This is a genomic window from Dyadobacter sp. CY312 (assembly GCF_021390535.1).
GTDB lineage: Bacteria > Bacteroidota > Bacteroidia > Cytophagales > Spirosomataceae > Dyadobacter.
Genome location: NZ_JAJUXG010000001.1, coordinates 738243 through 756300 on the forward strand (window position 1 = coordinate 738243; position 18058 = coordinate 756300).

The 18058-nt window shown below is 42.2% G+C and carries 12 protein-coding genes; 7 read left to right on the plus strand and 5 right to left on the minus strand.

The window, feature by feature from the left end:
* Position 1: 1 nt before the first annotated feature.
* The 5 genes from hemL to nspC form a co-directional block, all read right to left on the minus strand.
* Positions 2–1300, minus strand: a complete 1299-nt coding sequence (gene hemL / locus LZG71_RS03355; RefSeq protein ID WP_233816968.1) for a glutamate-1-semialdehyde 2,1-aminomutase — start codon at positions 1298–1300, stop codon at positions 2–4.
* A gap of 186 nt (positions 1301–1486) precedes the next feature.
* Positions 1487–3301 carry an ABC transporter substrate-binding protein gene (locus LZG71_RS03360; RefSeq protein WP_233816970.1) on the minus strand — a complete coding sequence of 605 codons (1815 nt, stop codon included), beginning with the start codon at positions 3299–3301 and terminating at the stop codon, positions 1487–1489.
* Positions 3302–3329: 28 nt separating this feature from the next.
* A complete protein-coding gene (gene yidC, locus LZG71_RS03365) occupies positions 3330–5156 on the minus strand; it encodes a membrane protein insertase YidC (protein ID WP_233816972.1) in 1827 nt (608 codons plus the stop codon).
* A gap of 101 nt (positions 5157–5257) precedes the next feature.
* Positions 5258–6904 carry a CTP synthase gene (locus LZG71_RS03370; protein WP_233816974.1) on the minus strand — a complete coding sequence of 549 codons (1647 nt, stop codon included), beginning with the start codon at positions 6902–6904 and terminating at the stop codon, positions 5258–5260.
* Positions 6905–7430: 526 nt separating this feature from the next.
* Positions 7431–8588: a carboxynorspermidine decarboxylase gene (gene nspC / locus LZG71_RS03375; protein WP_233816976.1), complete on the minus strand. Its 1158-nt coding sequence runs from the start codon at positions 8586–8588 to the stop codon at positions 7431–7433.
* Between the two features lie 125 nt (positions 8589–8713).
* Here nspC and LZG71_RS03380 point away from each other — a divergent pair, with 125 nt between their 5' ends.
* From LZG71_RS03380 to LZG71_RS03410, 7 genes are all read left to right on the plus strand, one after another.
* Entirely contained in the window at positions 8714–9301 is a 588-nt protein-coding gene (locus LZG71_RS03380; protein WP_233816978.1) for a 3'-5' exonuclease, read from the plus strand.
* Positions 9298–10179, plus strand: a complete 882-nt coding sequence (locus LZG71_RS03385) for a bestrophin family protein (protein ID WP_233816980.1) — start codon at positions 9298–9300, stop codon at positions 10177–10179. The genes LZG71_RS03380 and LZG71_RS03385 overlap by 4 nt, the downstream gene beginning before the upstream one ends.
* 322 nt (positions 10180–10501) lie before the next feature.
* Positions 10502–10924, plus strand: coding sequence for a hypothetical protein (locus LZG71_RS03390; protein WP_233816982.1), 423 nt, complete (start codon positions 10502–10504; stop codon positions 10922–10924).
* A 158-nt stretch (positions 10925–11082) separates the two neighbouring features.
* Positions 11083–12000 (plus strand): AraC family transcriptional regulator, encoded by a 918-nt coding sequence (locus LZG71_RS03395; protein ID WP_233816984.1) that lies wholly within the window; start codon positions 11083–11085, stop codon positions 11998–12000.
* Between the two features lie 171 nt (positions 12001–12171).
* Entirely contained in the window at positions 12172–13560 is a 1389-nt protein-coding gene (locus LZG71_RS03400) for a TolC family protein (protein ID WP_233816986.1), read from the plus strand.
* A 73-nt stretch (positions 13561–13633) separates the two neighbouring features.
* Entirely contained in the window at positions 13634–16894 is a 3261-nt protein-coding gene (locus LZG71_RS03405; RefSeq protein ID WP_233816988.1) for an efflux RND transporter permease subunit, read from the plus strand.
* A 27-nt stretch (positions 16895–16921) separates the two neighbouring features.
* Positions 16922–18052 carry an efflux RND transporter periplasmic adaptor subunit gene (locus tag LZG71_RS03410; protein ID WP_233816990.1) on the plus strand — a complete coding sequence of 377 codons (1131 nt, stop codon included), beginning with the start codon at positions 16922–16924 and terminating at the stop codon, positions 18050–18052.
* Positions 18053–18058: the final 6 nt, after the last annotated feature.

Below are 18058 nucleotides of genomic sequence, written 5' to 3' on the forward strand. Positions count from 1 at the left end.
ACTAAGAAAGGCTAAGTGCTTCTTTCAGAGCAATTTCATTGGCTTCTATAATTCTGTTGATATGCGAGTCTTCTAATGCCGTAGACAAAAACATACTTTCGAACTGAGAAGGTCCCATATAAATTCCCTGATTCAGCATCGAGTGGAAGTATCTTCCGAATGCTGGTAAGTCAGAAGACTTCGCGGAAGGGAAGTCAGTCACCTTTTGATTAGTAAAAAACAGCGTATACATAGAGCCAATGTGATTCACCGTGTAATCAAGGCCTAATTTTGTCACCGAGTTTTTGAAACCTGTCGTTAATTTATTCCCCGAAGTTTCCAGTTGTGTGTACACTTCCGGGTGTTCGTTCAGATATGTAAGCATGGTAAGTCCGGCGGCCATCGCAATCGGATTGCCCGAGAGCGTTCCTGCCTGATACACCGGCCCCAGCGGCGACACCCAGTTCATGATTTCCGCGCGGCCTCCATAAGCACCAACGGGCATTCCCCCTCCTATAATTTTACCCAGTGTTGTAAGGTCAGGCGTGATTCCGAAACGTTCCTGAGCTCCTCCTTTTGCCAGACGAAAACCGGTCATCACCTCATCAAATATGAGCACAATCCCCTCTTCATCACATATCTTTCTTAATCCCTGCAAAAAGCCATCTTCCGGCAAAACACAACCCATGTTGCCAACAACCGGTTCCAGAATAAGCGCGGCAATCTGATTTTTATTTCCATCAACCAAGCGCTGAACTGCTTCCAGATCATTGTATGGTGCCGTAAGCGTATCGTTGGCTACACCTTTCGTTACACCCGGACTATCCGGTGAACCGTGGGTGATAGCACCACTACCGGCGGCTATCAGAAAACTGTCTCCATGCCCGTGGTAACAACCTTCAAATTTGATAATCTTATCGCGGCCTGTGAAACCTCTCGCCACTCTGATCGCTGACATCGTCGCTTCTGTACCGGAATTGACCATTCTAACCTTTTCAACCGAAGGCATCATACTTACGATTAGCTCGGCAATTTCAACCTCTCTGCGCGTAGGAGCACCAAATGAAAATGAATTTTGTATGGCATCTGATACCGCTTTCTGAATCAGTTCGTGAGCATGTCCGAGGATCATCGGCCCCCAGGAATTAATCAGTTCAATATATTCATTGCCATCCTCATCATATACATAAGGACCTTTGGCAGATTTTATAAAAACAGGTGAACCACCTACTGCGCGAAATGCACGTACGGGAGAATTTACTCCGCCGGGTATAAATTTCTGGGCTTTTTCAAATAGCCCCTGACTTGTCGATATATTCATTATATGTTATTTTTCCTTCGTCGGTCGATACTATCCAATTCTCCCAGGGTGTTGCCCTGCGCTGAGGGATTTAAGTCATTCAGGCTAGTTTAACCTTTGATTAATTTTTTCATTCTCAATTCTTCATTCTTAACTCCCTAACTACTTACTTCTTTAACTCCTTCACTACCTTAACTCCTTTATTCCTCAATTCACCGGAACCCATCTCCCTCCCGAGCTATATCTTAAAACCGGGGAGATTTGGTTATCATTGGATTTCGTAAAATCAAAGCCTGACAGAAGATAGTCTTCTCCAACATGCTTCTGGGATCGAATGCCTCGTTGCACGTCATCTTTATACTGATTCAGTATGCGACCAAAAAACAGCAACTGATCATATCCCTGATAAGAATATACAGAAGGAAATGTGTTTGTAGCGTTCCAATAAGTTTTCTGAAACTCACGGATACCTTCTTTATGACGGTCTACATAATCCGTTTCAATTAAGTATAACCGCGCACCGTATTTCGCAACCCGCGACTGCTGCATATTAAAACTTGTCGATGTGGCTATGATAGGCGTAGTGAGTAATTTTCGTCCGTTGATTACATCAATCAGAATTGAACCTGTATTGACATCAGTTGAAAACAATGCAATATGAGATGGCTTGTTTACCTCGAAAGTACCGATTTTTGATTCCAGCCATTCGCGCTCCGCTCTTATTTTCAACATTTCGATCACCTTGCCTCCCTTGGCTTTCCATTCTTCTGCATAAGAAAATGCCATCATAGAGTCTTTGGCCGCGCTGCCATAATATACAGCCGCCTGTTGGCCGGGAGCTGCTACCTTCATCCATTGCGCCGCGCGTTGTATCTGATAAGGAATACCTGGGTGAGCGAGATAGATATTCGACCCGGCTTTCATCAAACCGGCGTCTGTCGATAACGGATTCAGCATAAGTATGCCGGATCCTGAAACAGCATCGGCAGCTACATCAAAAGTACCCGAATAAAGAGGTCCGATAACCAAATCCGACTTTTGAAATGCATTATTTGACACAACGTCATTCATTGGTTTGGGATCATTACTGATATCGTAAGCCCAGAGGTTCACATTGATTCCCTCGCTGCGTAATTTTTCCTTTGCCAAAGTCATCCCCAGGTAATAGTCGTAGGCAAACTGATTACTTCTACGTTTAGAAGTGCTAAATTCATCTAACCTGAATGGCAGCAATACAGACACATCGAAATAACCTTTCTTCAATTGATTATCGCTTTTCGGAATGGTTGTCTTGGGAGCATCTTCTACCACAGCGGCCTTTTCACTTCTGCTGATTTTAAATTGTTTTTCAAGCTGAGATGCAAATTGCAAGTCCGTTTTTGAAGATGATTTTGAGTTCTCAATCATCTGAACCAACACCACTGCTACATCTCTGTCATTGGGATACAACTTCTGTATTTCACGTAATTTGGCCTGATCATTCAATTGGCTTAAATGATACTGTTTCAATGTTTGTACGTCCTTGGCAAGAGAAGAATCTTTGATCTTTAATAGAAACTCAATAGCTTCCTTGTTCTGCCCCGTCGCAAAATTGTTAGCACCAAGCAGGTAGTAAGCATCGTTTATTTTTGTCCAGCCGGGATATCTGCTCACCAGTTGCAGCAACATCTGCTTGCTTTCGCGATATCGTTTCAACTGATAGGCAGAGAGAGAATAATAATAATGTGCATAAGGCGCAACGGTTGCATAAGAAACATCCGGATTTGCAATCGTGAGAGGCGACAGCTTCTCCATTGCCGCTGCAAAACGCTGTTGGCTGTAATCGTTAACGCCTGCCTTATATTTTGTTTCTGCAAGGGTTGCTTTCTGAGCATGGAGCGCTCCACCAAGGCAGCATGAGAATATGAATGTTATTAAAAACTTAAATTTCATTAGCGTGTAAATATTACTCGTTTGATCGGACAAATTACGAAAACCGTTCGTAGCGAAAAAAGAACGGGCAATGTTTCTAAACTGAAACATTGCCCATTTATATATTTAACTAAGGTAATTACTTCTTTTTCACACGCTTTTCCAGGTCAGCCTGTTTCTTTTTAGCCTCTTCTGCGGCTTGCAAAGATTTCTCAAGATACTTCTGGAATTTGGTCTGCTTTTTCTCTCCGTTTGCGTTTTTCTTACGATTCTCATCCAGAATAGCGCGAATTTTGTCTTCGTTTACAAACTTCTTGATCAATAATTGCTGAGCAATCGTCACAACGTTGGAAACAAAGTAGTAGAACGTCAAACCGGCTGGAAATGAGTTAAGAACAAACATGAACATCAAAGGCATAATGTAACTCAACACTTTCATGTTCACAGGACCAGGCTGAGTTGGCGTGATCTGGTTGTTGTAGTAAGCGTATCCGATACTGGAAACCGTCATCATGATGGTAAACAAACTGATGTGATTTCCTACTCCGAAAGGAATTGTGAAAGGCAGTTTTATAAACGAGTCATAAGTTGACAAATCGTTGGACCACAGAAAGTGCTGTTGGCGAAGTTCAATCAAATTGGGGAACAGAAAGAACAACGAAAACAAAATCGGCATGGTTGCCAGCACCGGAATACATCCACTAAGCGGACTCACTCCTACCTGCTGATAAAGTGCCATTTGATCCTGCTGTTGTTTAGCCATATCATCAGGATTTTTCTGACGAATTTCTTCCAGCTCCGGTGCCAGCATTTTCATTTTTGCCATGCTCATGTATGACTTGTAAGTCAATGGCATCAGCAATGTTTTAACAAATAATACCAGACAGATGATCAACAACCCGTAATTGGAAATGAATTTTTCCAGGAAGTTGAAAAGCGGTACCAACACAAATTTGTTGATCGGTTTCAAAAATGCGTATCCCAGATATACGTTCTGATCAAAGTCTACTGCTTTTACTTTATCAACTACGTGATACTCGTTAGGTCCAAGGTAAAACTGATAGTTCGCCTCTCCTTTTTGAACAGCAGCCAAAGGAATGCCTGCTGCTACATTCATGGTTTTCACGACAACCGAGTCGGCAGGATTAACATCTGCTTTCAGTGCAACATTTGAAAACGGATGCTTATCAGCAATTAAACCAGCAAGAAAATACTTGTGTTTAATAGTAAACCATTTTACCGGATCGGCTGTCTGAGCCTGCTCATTGGCTGTCGGACTGGCAGAAAGGCTATTCAATTCATCTGTGAAATAGTTGATGGTAACTACTTCACGGTTTTTATGCATGTCATTTTCTAACTGCAAAAGGTCGTTTTTCCAGTCAAGCTGAACGAATTTGTTGGCAAGCCCCACGCCGTTCGACTTGATACCGTAATCAATCACATAGCCCGAACCACGAACCACGTAGGTTTGCTCTACAAACTGGTTGTTTTTCAGTGTCGTACGATAGGTTACAACAGCAGAATCTTTCTCAGCAAGCGTTTTTCCCTCAGCATCCGTAGTAAAATAAAGATCTGTTAATCTTACATCACCTGTTTGAGTCGGGAAATCTATCTGGAATTTATTGTGATTTTCAGCAATAAGATAAAGCGGTTTTTGATCATAGGTTTTGTATTTTTTCAACATCACCTCCTTCATAATCCCCCCCTTGTTGGTAAAAACAATGCGGGCATCCTGAGTTTCAAAAACAATTTCTTTTGGAGCAACCTCTGCTACTGAACTGGAATCTGTTGTATTTAACTGTAAAGCAGTTGTATCGGGAGCAGCTGTACTAGCAACTGAGTTATTTTTTGTTTCGGTTTTAACCTGCTCTATCGGTGTTGGCTCCACAGGTTTTGGAACCAGCATCTGATAGCCTATCAGCATTAGCATGATGAGTACCAAGCCGATTATAAAATTTTTATCCATTCTAAACTTTAAATTATTGAAATAGTAAACCCTTTTTCGGAGGGCAAAGGTAATAAGATTTTCCTGATTGGCTGTTTATAAACAGTCGATTACTACCTCATTCAGGAAATAACTGACCTCTTTTCCTGAGAATAAACCAATGCTGCCTTCACGAAATTGACAAACAGAGGATGCGGGTTCATTACCGTACTTTTTAGTTCAGGGTGAAATTGAACGCCCATGTAGAAAGGATGCGAAGGAACCTCAACCATTTCAACAAGATTGTTATCCGGATTGATACCCGTTGCGAGTAAACCTTTTTCTTCAAAGTTTTTCAGATACGCATTGTTGAATTCGTACCGGTGACGGTGTCTTTCTTTGATGTTGACCTTACCATAAATGCGGTTGGCAAGTGAGTCTTTTTTGATTTTGCATGGATAAGATCCCAAACGCATCGTTCCTCCTTTGTTGGAAACATCTTTCTGATCCTGCATTAAATGTATTACCGGATATTCCGTTGCAGCATCCATTTCAACAGAATGTGCAGTATCCCAGCCAATTACGTTTCTTGCATATTCAATTACAGCCATTTGCATACCCAAACAAATACCAAAGAATGGAATATTGTTTTCGCGTACGTATTGTATAGCAGCAATTTTGCCATCGATACCTCTTTCACCAAAACCAGGAGCAACCAAAACACCATCCAGGTTTTCCAGTTTCTGAAGTACGTTCGATTCTGTCAGACTTTCAGAATGAATCCATTCGATATTAACCTTACACTCATTTGCTGCACCTGCATGAATAAACGACTCAACAATTGACTTGTATGCATCATGCAACTCCACGTATTTTCCTACCAAACCAATGGTGATAGAATCAACAGGATTTTTCAACCTTGACAAAAACGTCTTCCATGCATCCAGATCCAGATCTTTGTCATTATAAATGTCAAGCATATACAATGCACGCTGATCCAGCCTTTCTTTCAACATCAACAACGGTACAGCATAAATGGTATCTGCGTCCATTGCTTCAATTACCGAATTGATCTGAACGTTACAGAACAACGCAATTTTTTTACGAATGTCATAAGGCAAAGGATGTTCTGTGCGGCAGACAAGAATGTCAGGCTGAATACCTGCCTCCTGAAGCATACGAACGGAGTGCTGAGTTGGTTTTGTTTTTAACTCTCCCGCTGAATTCAGATATGGGATCAATGTAAGATGGATCACAAGCGTGTCCTTTTCTTCCATTTCAAATTTCACCTGACGTACCGCCTCTAAAAACGGAAGCGATTCAATGTCCCCTACGCAACCACCAATTTCAGTGATAACGATATCATAATCTCCGGTTTGACCCAGCAACAACATATTTCTTTTAAGCTCGTCGGTGATGTGCGGAACAACCTGTACCGTTTTTCCAAGAAAATCACCACGTCTTTCCGCTGTAATCACATTGTGATAAACCCGTCCTGTTGTTACGTTGTTTGCCTGTGAAGTACGCACATTTAAAAAACGCTCATAATGTCCCAGGTCAAGATCTGTTTCTGCACCGTCGTCCGTTACGTAACATTCGCCATGCTCATAAGGATTCATCGTGCCTGGATCAATATTCAGGTATGGGTCAAATTTCTGTATTGTGACTGATAGGCCTCTGGCTTGCAGCAATTTAGCCAATGAGGAGGCAATTATTCCTTTGCCAAGTGAAGATGTTACACCGCCCGTAACGAAAATGTACTTAGCGGTCTTTCGTGCTTTAGAAGCCATGAGACGTTGCTTTTTTTCTATGATTACGGGATACAAAGGTACAGGAAAAAACGAAAGACTTTTATCCGCTCCTACTTAAATATTTACAGATACCAACTTAAAGAATTGTGAGTCTATGCGGTTAACATCTTAAATTATTTTTTTAATGGGTAAACATGATTGGATTAATACTAATCAATACGATATAAATACTATTAAATTGAGAATTGTGGGGCTTGCTAAAAGATGGCATTTGGTAGATACATTCTATTTGCTAAGGAGCGCACTACAAAACGCTCACACCACAACTGTTGAAAAGAATGCAGAAGCAACTTTGTTGACTACTGATTCTTTTGTATGTCAAAAAACCAACTGAAACTGCAACATAGTTTTAATGTCAAAATCGCAATTCTCCATTCGCAGTAATCACAAAAGGTAATGCTCTCTAAGTATTTTACTTCCTGAATGGAGTTAGTCAAGCTTAAATAAATGCACCCTGTGTAAAACTTAAAATATATATTTCAAAAATCAGGAAATCGGAATCTTACTAAGAAAGCCTGTCTTTAAAGCTTTCATACCCAAAGCTACGAATCAGCCTGAATTCCTGGTTCTTTGTCCACATACCAATGGAAGGCAAGTTAACACCATTAAAAGTAGTCGTTTTAACCATCGTATAGTGAATCATGTCTTCAAACACGATTCTGTCGCCAGCCTTTAATGGAGAATCAAAGGAATAGTCTCCAATAAAGTCTCCTGCAAGGCAGGTCATACCACCCATCCGGTAGGTTGGTTTTCCTGAAACAGCCTCCATATCAGCACCAACGATGGCAGGCTTGTAAGGCATTTCCAGTGTGTCGGGCATGTGGGCGGCAAAGGATGTATCCAGAATAGCGACATCAATTCCCTGACTGTCCATCACATCCAGAACGGTAGTTACAAGCTCTCCTGTACGCCAGGCAATCGCAGATCCAGGTTCGAGAATAACATCCAGATTGTACTTTGCTTTAATTGCTTCAACTAAATTTATTAGTTTTTCAATATCGTACCCCCCCCTTGTCATCAGGTGGCCACCTCCCATGTTAAGCCATTTGGCCTGATGTAAAAGATCGCCAAAACGTTCTTCAAGGGCAGCAAGCGTCCGTTCAAGGGTATCGGAGCCATTTTCACACAATGTATGAAAGTGAATTCCCTCCACACCCTCCGGCAAAATATCAGGTAGTTTGTCACGCGTAACTCCCAGCCGTGATCCAGGCACACATGGGTTATACATGTCAGTTGAAACCTCGGAATATTGAGGATTTACGCGAATTCCGCACGACAAGGCATGGTCAGGATTACTTGCTTTGAACTGAGTAACGCGTTCGCTGAAACGCTCCCACTGGCTGAGAGAGTTAAAAGTGATGTGGCTGCTTCTTTCCAATACTTCTGCAAATTCCTGGTCGAGATAAGCTGGCATATAAGTATGGGCCTGATATCCCATAAAATCGTTGATCAGCTTTATTTCGTTCAACGAGCTTGCTGTGGCACCCCGCAGATATTCTTTCACAATGGGAAAAGCACTGTACATTGAAAATCCTTTCAATGCCAAAATAATGGTACAGCCCGCTTGTTTTTGAACAGAATCAATCAGTTCCAGATTTTTTCTAAGCAACTCTTCCTGCAAAACAAAACAAGGAGATGGTATTTGGTTGTAATCAACTGGCATTTTTCAAATAAATAGAATGATGAGACGACAGCAAAACACATTGTTTTTTACTTTTACAACAAAAGTATAGGATTGAGGTTCGATAACACCAATTCATTTCCATTTTATAACATATTCATAAATTAATGGCTTTCCTCGTACTGGATATTGAAATGACCGGCCCGGAGCCGGGTTGGAATGAAATTATACAGCTTGGTGCAGAATTGTTCGACGATCAATGGCGCTCACTAGGCACTTATTTACAAAATGTGTATCCGGAAAACGAGGAAGCCTTCTCTGTCAAATCCGAAGAGATACACGGATTGTCGCTGGATGATCTGGAAGACGCTCCCATGATTTACGATGTTATACCAGAGTTCGAAAAATGGATTAAGAAACTCAACAGTGGCAAGCCGAACCTTTCCAATGTGATCCTTTGCGGACAAAGTGTTATCAACGATATTAACTTTCTGAGGTTTGCATATAGGAATGAAAAAATGAAATGGCCCTATTCCAACAAGATGTTGGACTTGCACACGGTATCTTATCTTTTCTTTCAAATCCTCGAAAAAAGCGGTAAAACCGTTCCCCGCTCCCTGAGCCTGGGATCAGTGGCTACTTATTTCGGCTTTGAACGTGAGGAAGATACACACAATGCACTGGAAGATGCCCAGCTTACTGCGAAATGCTTCAAGGAGTTTTTTAAACTTATTGACAAAGTTAAACTTGTATGATCGATTACAATCCGAAGGAGTGGTTTAAGTATATATTCTATTTCCAGAAGGGCGATACATTTCGCAAGCTATTCCCGCTGATGATCGCCATTGGCGTATACTCCAGCCTGGTGGCCTACCTCCTGCTGATTTATTTTAAGTTAAGCGACGGAACGGATCTTAAAAATATATCGATCATGCATTCCCTGTTGGGATTCGTGATATCAATGCTGCTTGTATTCCGAACCAACACTGCCTACGATCGCTGGTGGGAAGGCAGGAAACAGTGGGGCATGCTCATGAACAACAGCCGCAACCTGGCCCTAAAAATAAGCGCACTGCTGAGTCAGGAGCATCAATCGGAAAGGGATTTTTATAAAAGTATGATCCCCAATTATGCTTATTCTTTAAAAAACCACCTTCGTGGCAAATATGTGTCGGCAGAGTTTGAAGACACCTATTGTATGAAAAGATCGGATCTAAACATAGAAGATCACGTTCCGAACCAAATTGCAGCGGCAATCTTTTCAAAAACGGTTGACCTGCAGCGCAGAGGTGTATTGCTTCCTGAACACGTGATCTTGCTAAATAGCGAACTCGAATCCTTTACCAACATCTGTGGGGCATGCGAAAGAATTAAGAATACCCCGATTCCTTTGTCGTACAGCTCCTTTATTAAAAAATTCATTTTCTCATACTGCCTCACTTTACCCATCGGATACGTTTTCAGCCTTCATTTTTTGATTATACCTTTTGTCATGTTTGTGTTCTACATCCTGGCTAGTCTTGAAGTAATCGCAGAAGAAATTGAGGATCCATTTGGTGAAGATTCGAACGACTTACCCATTGAAAGAATATGCAGCGGGATCAGAACTTCGGCCTATGCACTATTGAAATAATAATCCCGAATTCGCCCAAATATTAAGAAGTGATTAGAAAGAAAATAGAAAGTAATTAAAATTTAAATTTTCTTTCATCTGCATTTTAAATCTAAAGAACGCTCTTTTGCTACTTTTTCAGTAATACCAAGCAAAAATCAAAGCCGATTTTATTCAATTTTAAAAAATTGACGTTTTACAGGTGAAATTCAGAACTACAAACCGAAAACTATAACATTTTCATGCAATTTAGGACATTTTGGTGATCTGGGAAAAAGTTGTTTCTTGCATACATCCTGAAAACAGGATTTAATTTTAATGTTCAAGAAAAGACTCATAGATCATGATAAAGTCGAAATTTGTCTCAGCAATCATATTAGCCGTTTTTGGAACAGTTGCAGTAAGTGCACAGTCAATTGTAGATCCAGGCGTTTCAGTTCATAATTACAAGCATCCTAACAAAGCAGCGAAAGCTAAAACTGTTCAGGAAGATAAGTCAGTCAGAGTAGCCAACATGAATACTGTGGAAGGCTATTACAAAAGACAAAACAGAGGAAAAAGTGTGAGCAGTACGCCAAAGTACGCTCCACGTCCTGCCAGTCTTGTAGTTGTGAAGACGTATCAGAAAGAAGGTGTTGACATTAATCCGCTGGTTTCACCACGTAATTACAAAACACCTCAGACTGGAACTGTCTCGAAGCCAAACACGGAAGTTGCAGATTACTACAATCCAAAGGACAGCACTACGCTGCCAACGATCGACTAATCTGACAAGTAACCAAGTTAACAAAGACCGGCACATCACGTGCCGGTCTTTTTGTTTTAAGCAAGAATTACTATCATCCAGAAAAGAGATTAGCCGATTTAACACGTTTTTAATGATCCGTATTTGCTGCCAATATTTGAATTTCATAGTTTTATAAAATGGGCACCAATGAAACATTAGAAGATTTCTACCGGACACATCCGGCAGCCAAAAGCCTCACGCAGCTTCCCGACCTGAGTAACAGGGAGCACGGTCACTTCAACGTTTTTTCAAGAGAATTTTGTAACCGCTACACCTCGTATAGTCGACGTGATTTTTATAAAATTTCCCTTCTGCTTGGCAAGGGGAAGCTTTTTTATGGTGATCAGGAAATTGATATAAACCAGAACGCTCTGGTATTTTTTAATCGTAATGTCCCCTACTCCTGGCAGGCAATATCCGAAGAGCAAACTGGTTACTTTTGCCTTTTTACAGAAGAATTTATCCGCAGCGGCAGCCTGTTCAAAAATGCGACCGAATACCCTGTTTTTAGAGGTGATTCGATTACTGTGCTTTTCGTAAGCGACATGCAGGAAAGAGAGTTGTTGACATTATTTAAAAAGATGTCTGCCGAATTGGATTCCGGTTATGTGCATAAGTACGCGCTTATCAGAAGCTATCTTGAGCTCGTTATTCATGAAGCAATGAAAATGGAACCCGGCCACGCAAATGACGTGCACATGGACGGTTCTGCCAGACTAACCTCCCTTTTTCTTGAATTGCTTGACAGACAATTTCCAATAGACTCCCCTGAGCATAAACTTCGACTAAAAACTGCGGGTGATTATGCAGCAAAACTGTCTGTCCATGTAAACCACCTCAACAGGGCTTTAAAAGAAGTAACCGGAAGGACTACAACCGAACACATTACAGAAAAAGTAATGCAACATTCGAAGGTGCTTTTGCGCCAATCGAACTGGAGTATAACAGAAGTCGCCTATTGCCTGGGCTTTGAATATGCCGCCTATTTTAACAACATCTTCAAAAAACAAACAGGAATCACCCCAAAATCATACCGGGAAACGTACAAAATATGATTGTTTGAATTTTATAGTTTTTTGTTTGAAAACCATACATATTACTACCAGTTACAAGTATAATTTTGCAAAACCGCAGGTTCTGTTTCAAAATAGCAAAACCGACAAATATAAAACCACACTATCTTCTTGACATTTAATAATTCATTGTATTCGTAATTATTTCAGAATATGCACAAACAAGGCTTTCTTAGCGTGGCCGGGTTGCTGAGCCTTCTTTATTTATTTCCTTTTGTTACGCATGCGCAATCCCTGACAATTCAGGATGCCATTAGTACTGCCCAAACAAATTATGGAATTATTAAAGCAAAGGCAAATTATGTAAATGCTTCAAAATCGACTGTTATACAGAGCAAAAGAGATTATTTACCCAATTTAAATCTCTCCCTTCAACAGGACTACGGCACCATCAACGGACAAAACGGTCCATTGTATGGCATGGGGCTTTCTGTCGCATCTTCCGGACTTCCCCTGCCGGATCAGAACTGGAATTCAGCATTTGGTGCGCTGTATCTCACCAATGTGAACTGGGACTTTTTTGCCTTTGGTCGTGCTCGCGAGAAAATCAAGGTATCGGAATCAATGGTTTTACGGGATGAGAGCGATTTACAACAGGAACAATTCCAGCATGGGGTCAGAGTTGCAGGTGCATACCTTAATCTGCTTGCAGCTCAGAGATTAATTAGGTCATGGGAAAGTAACCTGCAAAGGGCACAGGCATTGAAAAACGTGGTGGTCACCAGAGCTAAAAACGGCCTGATACCGGGAGTAGATTCATCTCTGGCTAATGCAGAGGTATCTAACGCAAAAATATCCATCACCCAGGCCCGTGATTATGAGCAGGAGCAAGCCAACAAGCTGGCCCAGCTCATGGGCGTTACAAACCAGCAGTTCAATCTTGACTCGTTGTTCATAAAGCAAATACCGGAATTACTTGATGATACGGCAGCAATTTCTAATCACCCGCTTTTACAGTATTACAGTCAAAGGATTGCCGTGAGCAACCAACAAGCTAAGTATTTTCAAACATTAAGCGCTCCTACCTTATCTCTCTTTGGTGTTTTCCAGGGACGTGGCGCAGGTTTTTCTGCAAGTTATGCTACCAATCAGCACGCCTACACGCAGAATTATTTCGAAGGTATAAAACCTGTAAGAGCAAACTACCTTTTGGGCATAGGGGCAACCTGGAACATGACAAGTGTTTTACGCGTAAGGCAACAGGTCATGGCGCAAAAATTTGTGTCAAATGCCTTGCAGGAAGAGTATGGTGTTATCGATAATCAGATTAAAAATCAGCTGATTCTATCCGAAAATAAGATAAGAAACGCTGTTTCCAATTTCCGCGAGGCGCCTATTCAGGTACAATCTGCGTCTGATGCTTATTTGCAGAAAAGTGTGTTGTATAAGAACGGACTCAGCAATATCGTAGACATCACTCAGGCTTTATACGTACTCAATCGTGCAGAAACCAGCCGTGACGTTGCCTTTATAAACGTTTGGCAGGCATTACTGCTGAAAGCCGCCGCTGCCGGGGATCTGTCTCCGTTTATGAAGCTCTAAAATGTAACACAACATTAACCTTACACCCTGGGGTAATCACATAGACTATTCCCTGATATATAAGCCTCGTAATATGGATTTAATTCGTTTCGCACTTCGCAAGCCCATCACCATCATCGTGATAGTAGCGGCCTTGTTTTTCTTTGGGATAAATGCCGTGCGAACCATCAAGGTAGATATTTTCCCAAAACTGGATCTTCCGGTGATGTACATTGCTCACCCGTTTGGCGGATATACTCCCAATCAAATGGAGACTTTTTTCGGAAAACAGTATGTCAACATTCTTTTGTATGTGAACGGTATCAAGACTATTGAAACCAAAAATACACAAGGACTTACCCTGATGAAACTGAGTTTTTATCCGGGCACGAATATGGCACAGGCCTCTGCCGAGCTCAGCGCATTTACCAACCGTCTTCAGGCGATATTCCCTCCGGGTTCCAATCCGCCGTTCATAATCCGGTTCGACGCCTCTACCCTGCCTGTTGGTCAGTTGGTATTGTCCAGTGAAACGCGGTCCAATAATGAGCTGCTTGATCTGGCAAACGTATATGTTCGTTCCTCATTTACCCAGATCCCCGGTTTGGTTTCTGCGCCACCTTTTGGGGGAAATCAGCGAACCATTGTAGTGAAGGCGGATCCGGAACTGCTTCGTTCGCACAACATGACAGTGGATCAGTTGGTAGAAGCCATCAGGTTGAACAACCAGACTGCTCCTTCGGGAAATGTTCGTATCGGCGACAAGAACTATATTACCCCTACCAACACAACCATTCGCACGGTAAAGGATTTTGAAACCATACCATTGTTCAAGGGAAATGTTCAGAATCTGTACCTCCGGGATGTGGCCACGGTTGAGGATGCAGCTGATATCACCTCTGGCTACGGACTTGTCAATGGCAAGAGATCTGTTTACCTCAGTATTGCCAAAGGTGCGGACGCATCGACCTGGGAAGTGGTTCAGAATTTGAAGAAAGCTTTGCCAAAAATCCAAAGTACACTACCCGATGACGTGAAAGTAAGTTACGAATTTGACCAGTCGGTGTATGTAATGAACTCTGTTATGAGTCTGCTTACTGAGGGAGTCATTGGTGCGATCCTCACAGGCTTAATGGTTTTACTATTCCTTGGCGACGCAAGAGGCGCACTTATTGTGATCCTGACCATACCTACTTCAATCATTGCGGGTGTTTTGTTTTTAAATCTTTTCGGGCAAACCATCAACATCATGACCCTAAGCGGACTTGCTTTGGCGATTGGTATCCTGGTAGATGAAAGTACGGTTACCATTGAGAACATACATCAACATTTCGATATGGGGAAACCCAAGGCGCTGGCTATTTGGGATGCCTGTCAGGAAATTGCTTTTCCTAAACTGCTTATTCTATTCTGTATTCTGGCCGTTTTTGCCCCTGCTTTCACAATGGGCGGCATTCCGGGTTCTTTGTTTCTTCCGCTCGCGTTAGCCATTGGTTTCAGTATGATCGTTTCCTATTTCCTGGCGCAAACTTTTGTACCGGTAATGGCCAACTGGATCATGAAAGTAAAACATCATAAAAAATCTGATGGTACAGAAATGACTGATGCCGAAGAGTTTGTAGCTGCCGGAATTGGAAGAAACAGTGCTGAGCAAAAGCAACATCTGGCAGAAAAAGCCGATTTAGATAGCAACGGCAAAATCAGTTTTTTTGAAAGATTGAGAACACGATTTATACGTTTCATCAACCGTATGATGCCGTATCGCAAACCCATTGTAATTGGTTATCTGGTTGTTACCACAGCGATAGCTGGTCTTTTGGTGACCAATATCGGGAAAGACGTGTTGCCAAAGGTAAACGGCGGACAATTTCAGGTAAGACTTCGTGCATCAGAAGGTACCCGAATTGAGCGAACCGAGCAGAAAACGCTCAAAACCATTGACATTATTAATGAGCTTGTAGGTAAAGAAAATGTGGCTGTTACTTCGGCGTATGTCGGACAACATCCGGGATTATTTTCAATCAGTCCTATTTATTTATGGATGGCTGGCCCTCAGGAAGCAGTGGTTCAGGTAGCCTTCAAAGAGGGCTTTCATACTGACCTTGATGAATTGAAGGAAAAGATAAGAAAACGGGTAAGTGAAACCGTTCCGGATCTTAAACTTTCATTCGAACCCATTGAACTGACAGACAAGATATTAAGCCAGGGCTCACCTACGCCTATTGAGGTAAGAATGTCGGGGAGAAACAAGCAGCTCAATGAAGAATATGCAAGGAAGATTATTGCCAAACTTAAAGAAATCTCCTACCTGCGTGACGTCCAGTTGGGGCAGTCGAACAAATATCCATCCATAAATATTGAAGTGGATCGGATTCGTGCGGCGCAGTTGGGCGTGGACATGACCGATATTTCGCGATCACTCACAGCATCCACATCTTCTTCCAGGTATACTGATAAAAATATATGGGTAGATGAAAAAGGTGGATTTAGTTATGCGGTACAGGTCCAGATACCGGAGAACAAAATGCTGAGTATTAATGATATCGGAGAAATTCCCCTACTCAGAAACTCCACCCGGCCTATTTTACATGACGTTGCCACAATTACGCCTGATTCCACATATGGAGAAAATGATAACCTTGGCGCACTTCCAATCTTGTCTGTAACTGCGAACCTCAACGACAAGGATCTTGGTGTGGCGAAAGCAGATGTACAGTCGGCCATTGCTTCACTTGGAGAACTTCCCCGCGGATTAAGCGTAGAACTCATCGGTCTTAGTCAAACTTTGACGGATACACTCGATAGTTTGCAGAACGGTCTTATCGTAGCAATTGTAGTGATATTCCTGATGCTTGCTGCTAATTTTCAGTCATTTAAAGTTTCAGCAGTTGTACTTGCAACTGTTCCGGTTGTAATTTTAGGTTCTTTGGCACTGCTTATGATTACAGGTTCAACACTCAACCTGCAATCCTATATGGGAATCATCATGTCCGTGGGTGTGTCCATTTCTAACGCAGTGCTGCTGGTAACCAATGCGGAAGAATTGCGAAAGTATAACGGGGATGCCATAGCGTCGGCGAAAGAGTCAGCCTCCTTGCGTTTAAGGCCAATTCTTATGACAGCCGTCGCCATGGTAATGGGTATGATCCCGATGGCAAGCGGATTGGGCGAAGCCGGTGATCAATCCTCGCCTTTGGGTCGTGCAGTAGTTGGAGGACTAATTGCTTCCACATTTGCGGCCTTGTTCATCCTACCGCTTGCATTTGCATGGGCGCAAGGCAAAGCTTCCACACAAAGCGTATCGCTGGATCCGGAGGATAAAGAAAGCAAATTTTACGTTCCTGTAAATCAGTAAAATATCAAACTGCCTAAACTTATTATAATGAAGTACGCATCAAAACTAACATCTGCTTTTCTACTTGCAACTTGCATGATCAGCTTGCAAAACTGTGGTAAAAGTGAAGCAAAAAAGGAAGAAGAAATAGCAAGTAAAGAGCCTGCAAAGGAAGTTGTTACTGAGGGTTTTGTACTTCAAAAGGGCACACTTTCATCAAATCTCCAGATACCAGGAGAATTAATTGCTTTTCAGCAGGTGGATCTTTATGCGAAAGTGAGCAGTTTTGTAAAAAAGCTACATGTAGATGTAGGCACGGAAGTGCGGCAAGGACAACTGCTCGCTACCATGGAAGCTCCTGAACTTTCAGCTCAATATGCCAGCAGTACTTCCCGCCTAAAATCCCAGGAAGCTATCTACCTCGCCAGTAAGGCAAGTTATGACAGACTTTTGGAAACCAGTAAGACGCCGGGTACCGTCTCGCAAAATGACCTTGATCTGGCCCTTGCCAAACAAAATTCAGATCTGGCTCAGTTGGAAGCCGCGCGCTCGGTGAGCAAGGAAGTGAGCGATACCCGCAACTATCTGGAAATAAGGGCGCCATTCAATGGTGTAATCAGTGCAAGAAATGTGAGTGCAGGAGCTTTCGTCGGGCCATCAGGAAAAGGCTCTGAATTTCCTTTATTCACACTTGTAGAGCAGCGAAAGCTCAGACTTGTGGTGAGTGTGCCTGAGGCTTACAATAGCTATCTCACTCCTGATAGCAAGGTAAATTTCAAGGTGAAAGCATTGCCTAATGTTAACTTTCCTGCAAAGGTATCACGTATGGCAGGAGCACTGGATACACGCCTGAGGTCGCAACGCGTGGAAATGGATGTGATTAATAACGATAAAAAGTTGCTGCCGGGAATGATTGCCGAAGTTTCTATCCCGCTAAGTCGTGGGACGGATTCGTTCATAGTCCCCAAAACAGCCGTGTTGAATTCTGCGGAAGGTACTTATCTGATTAAAGTAGAAGGAAACAAAACGGTTTGGATCCCTGTTAAATCGGGAGCAAGCGCGGACAACAAAACAGAAATTTTTGGAGATGTAAAGGTTGGAGATGTGTTCCTTAAAACCGTTACAGAAGAAGTCAGGAATAACTCGGAAGTTAAGAATCTGAAAACCGTTGCACTTTAAACTCTT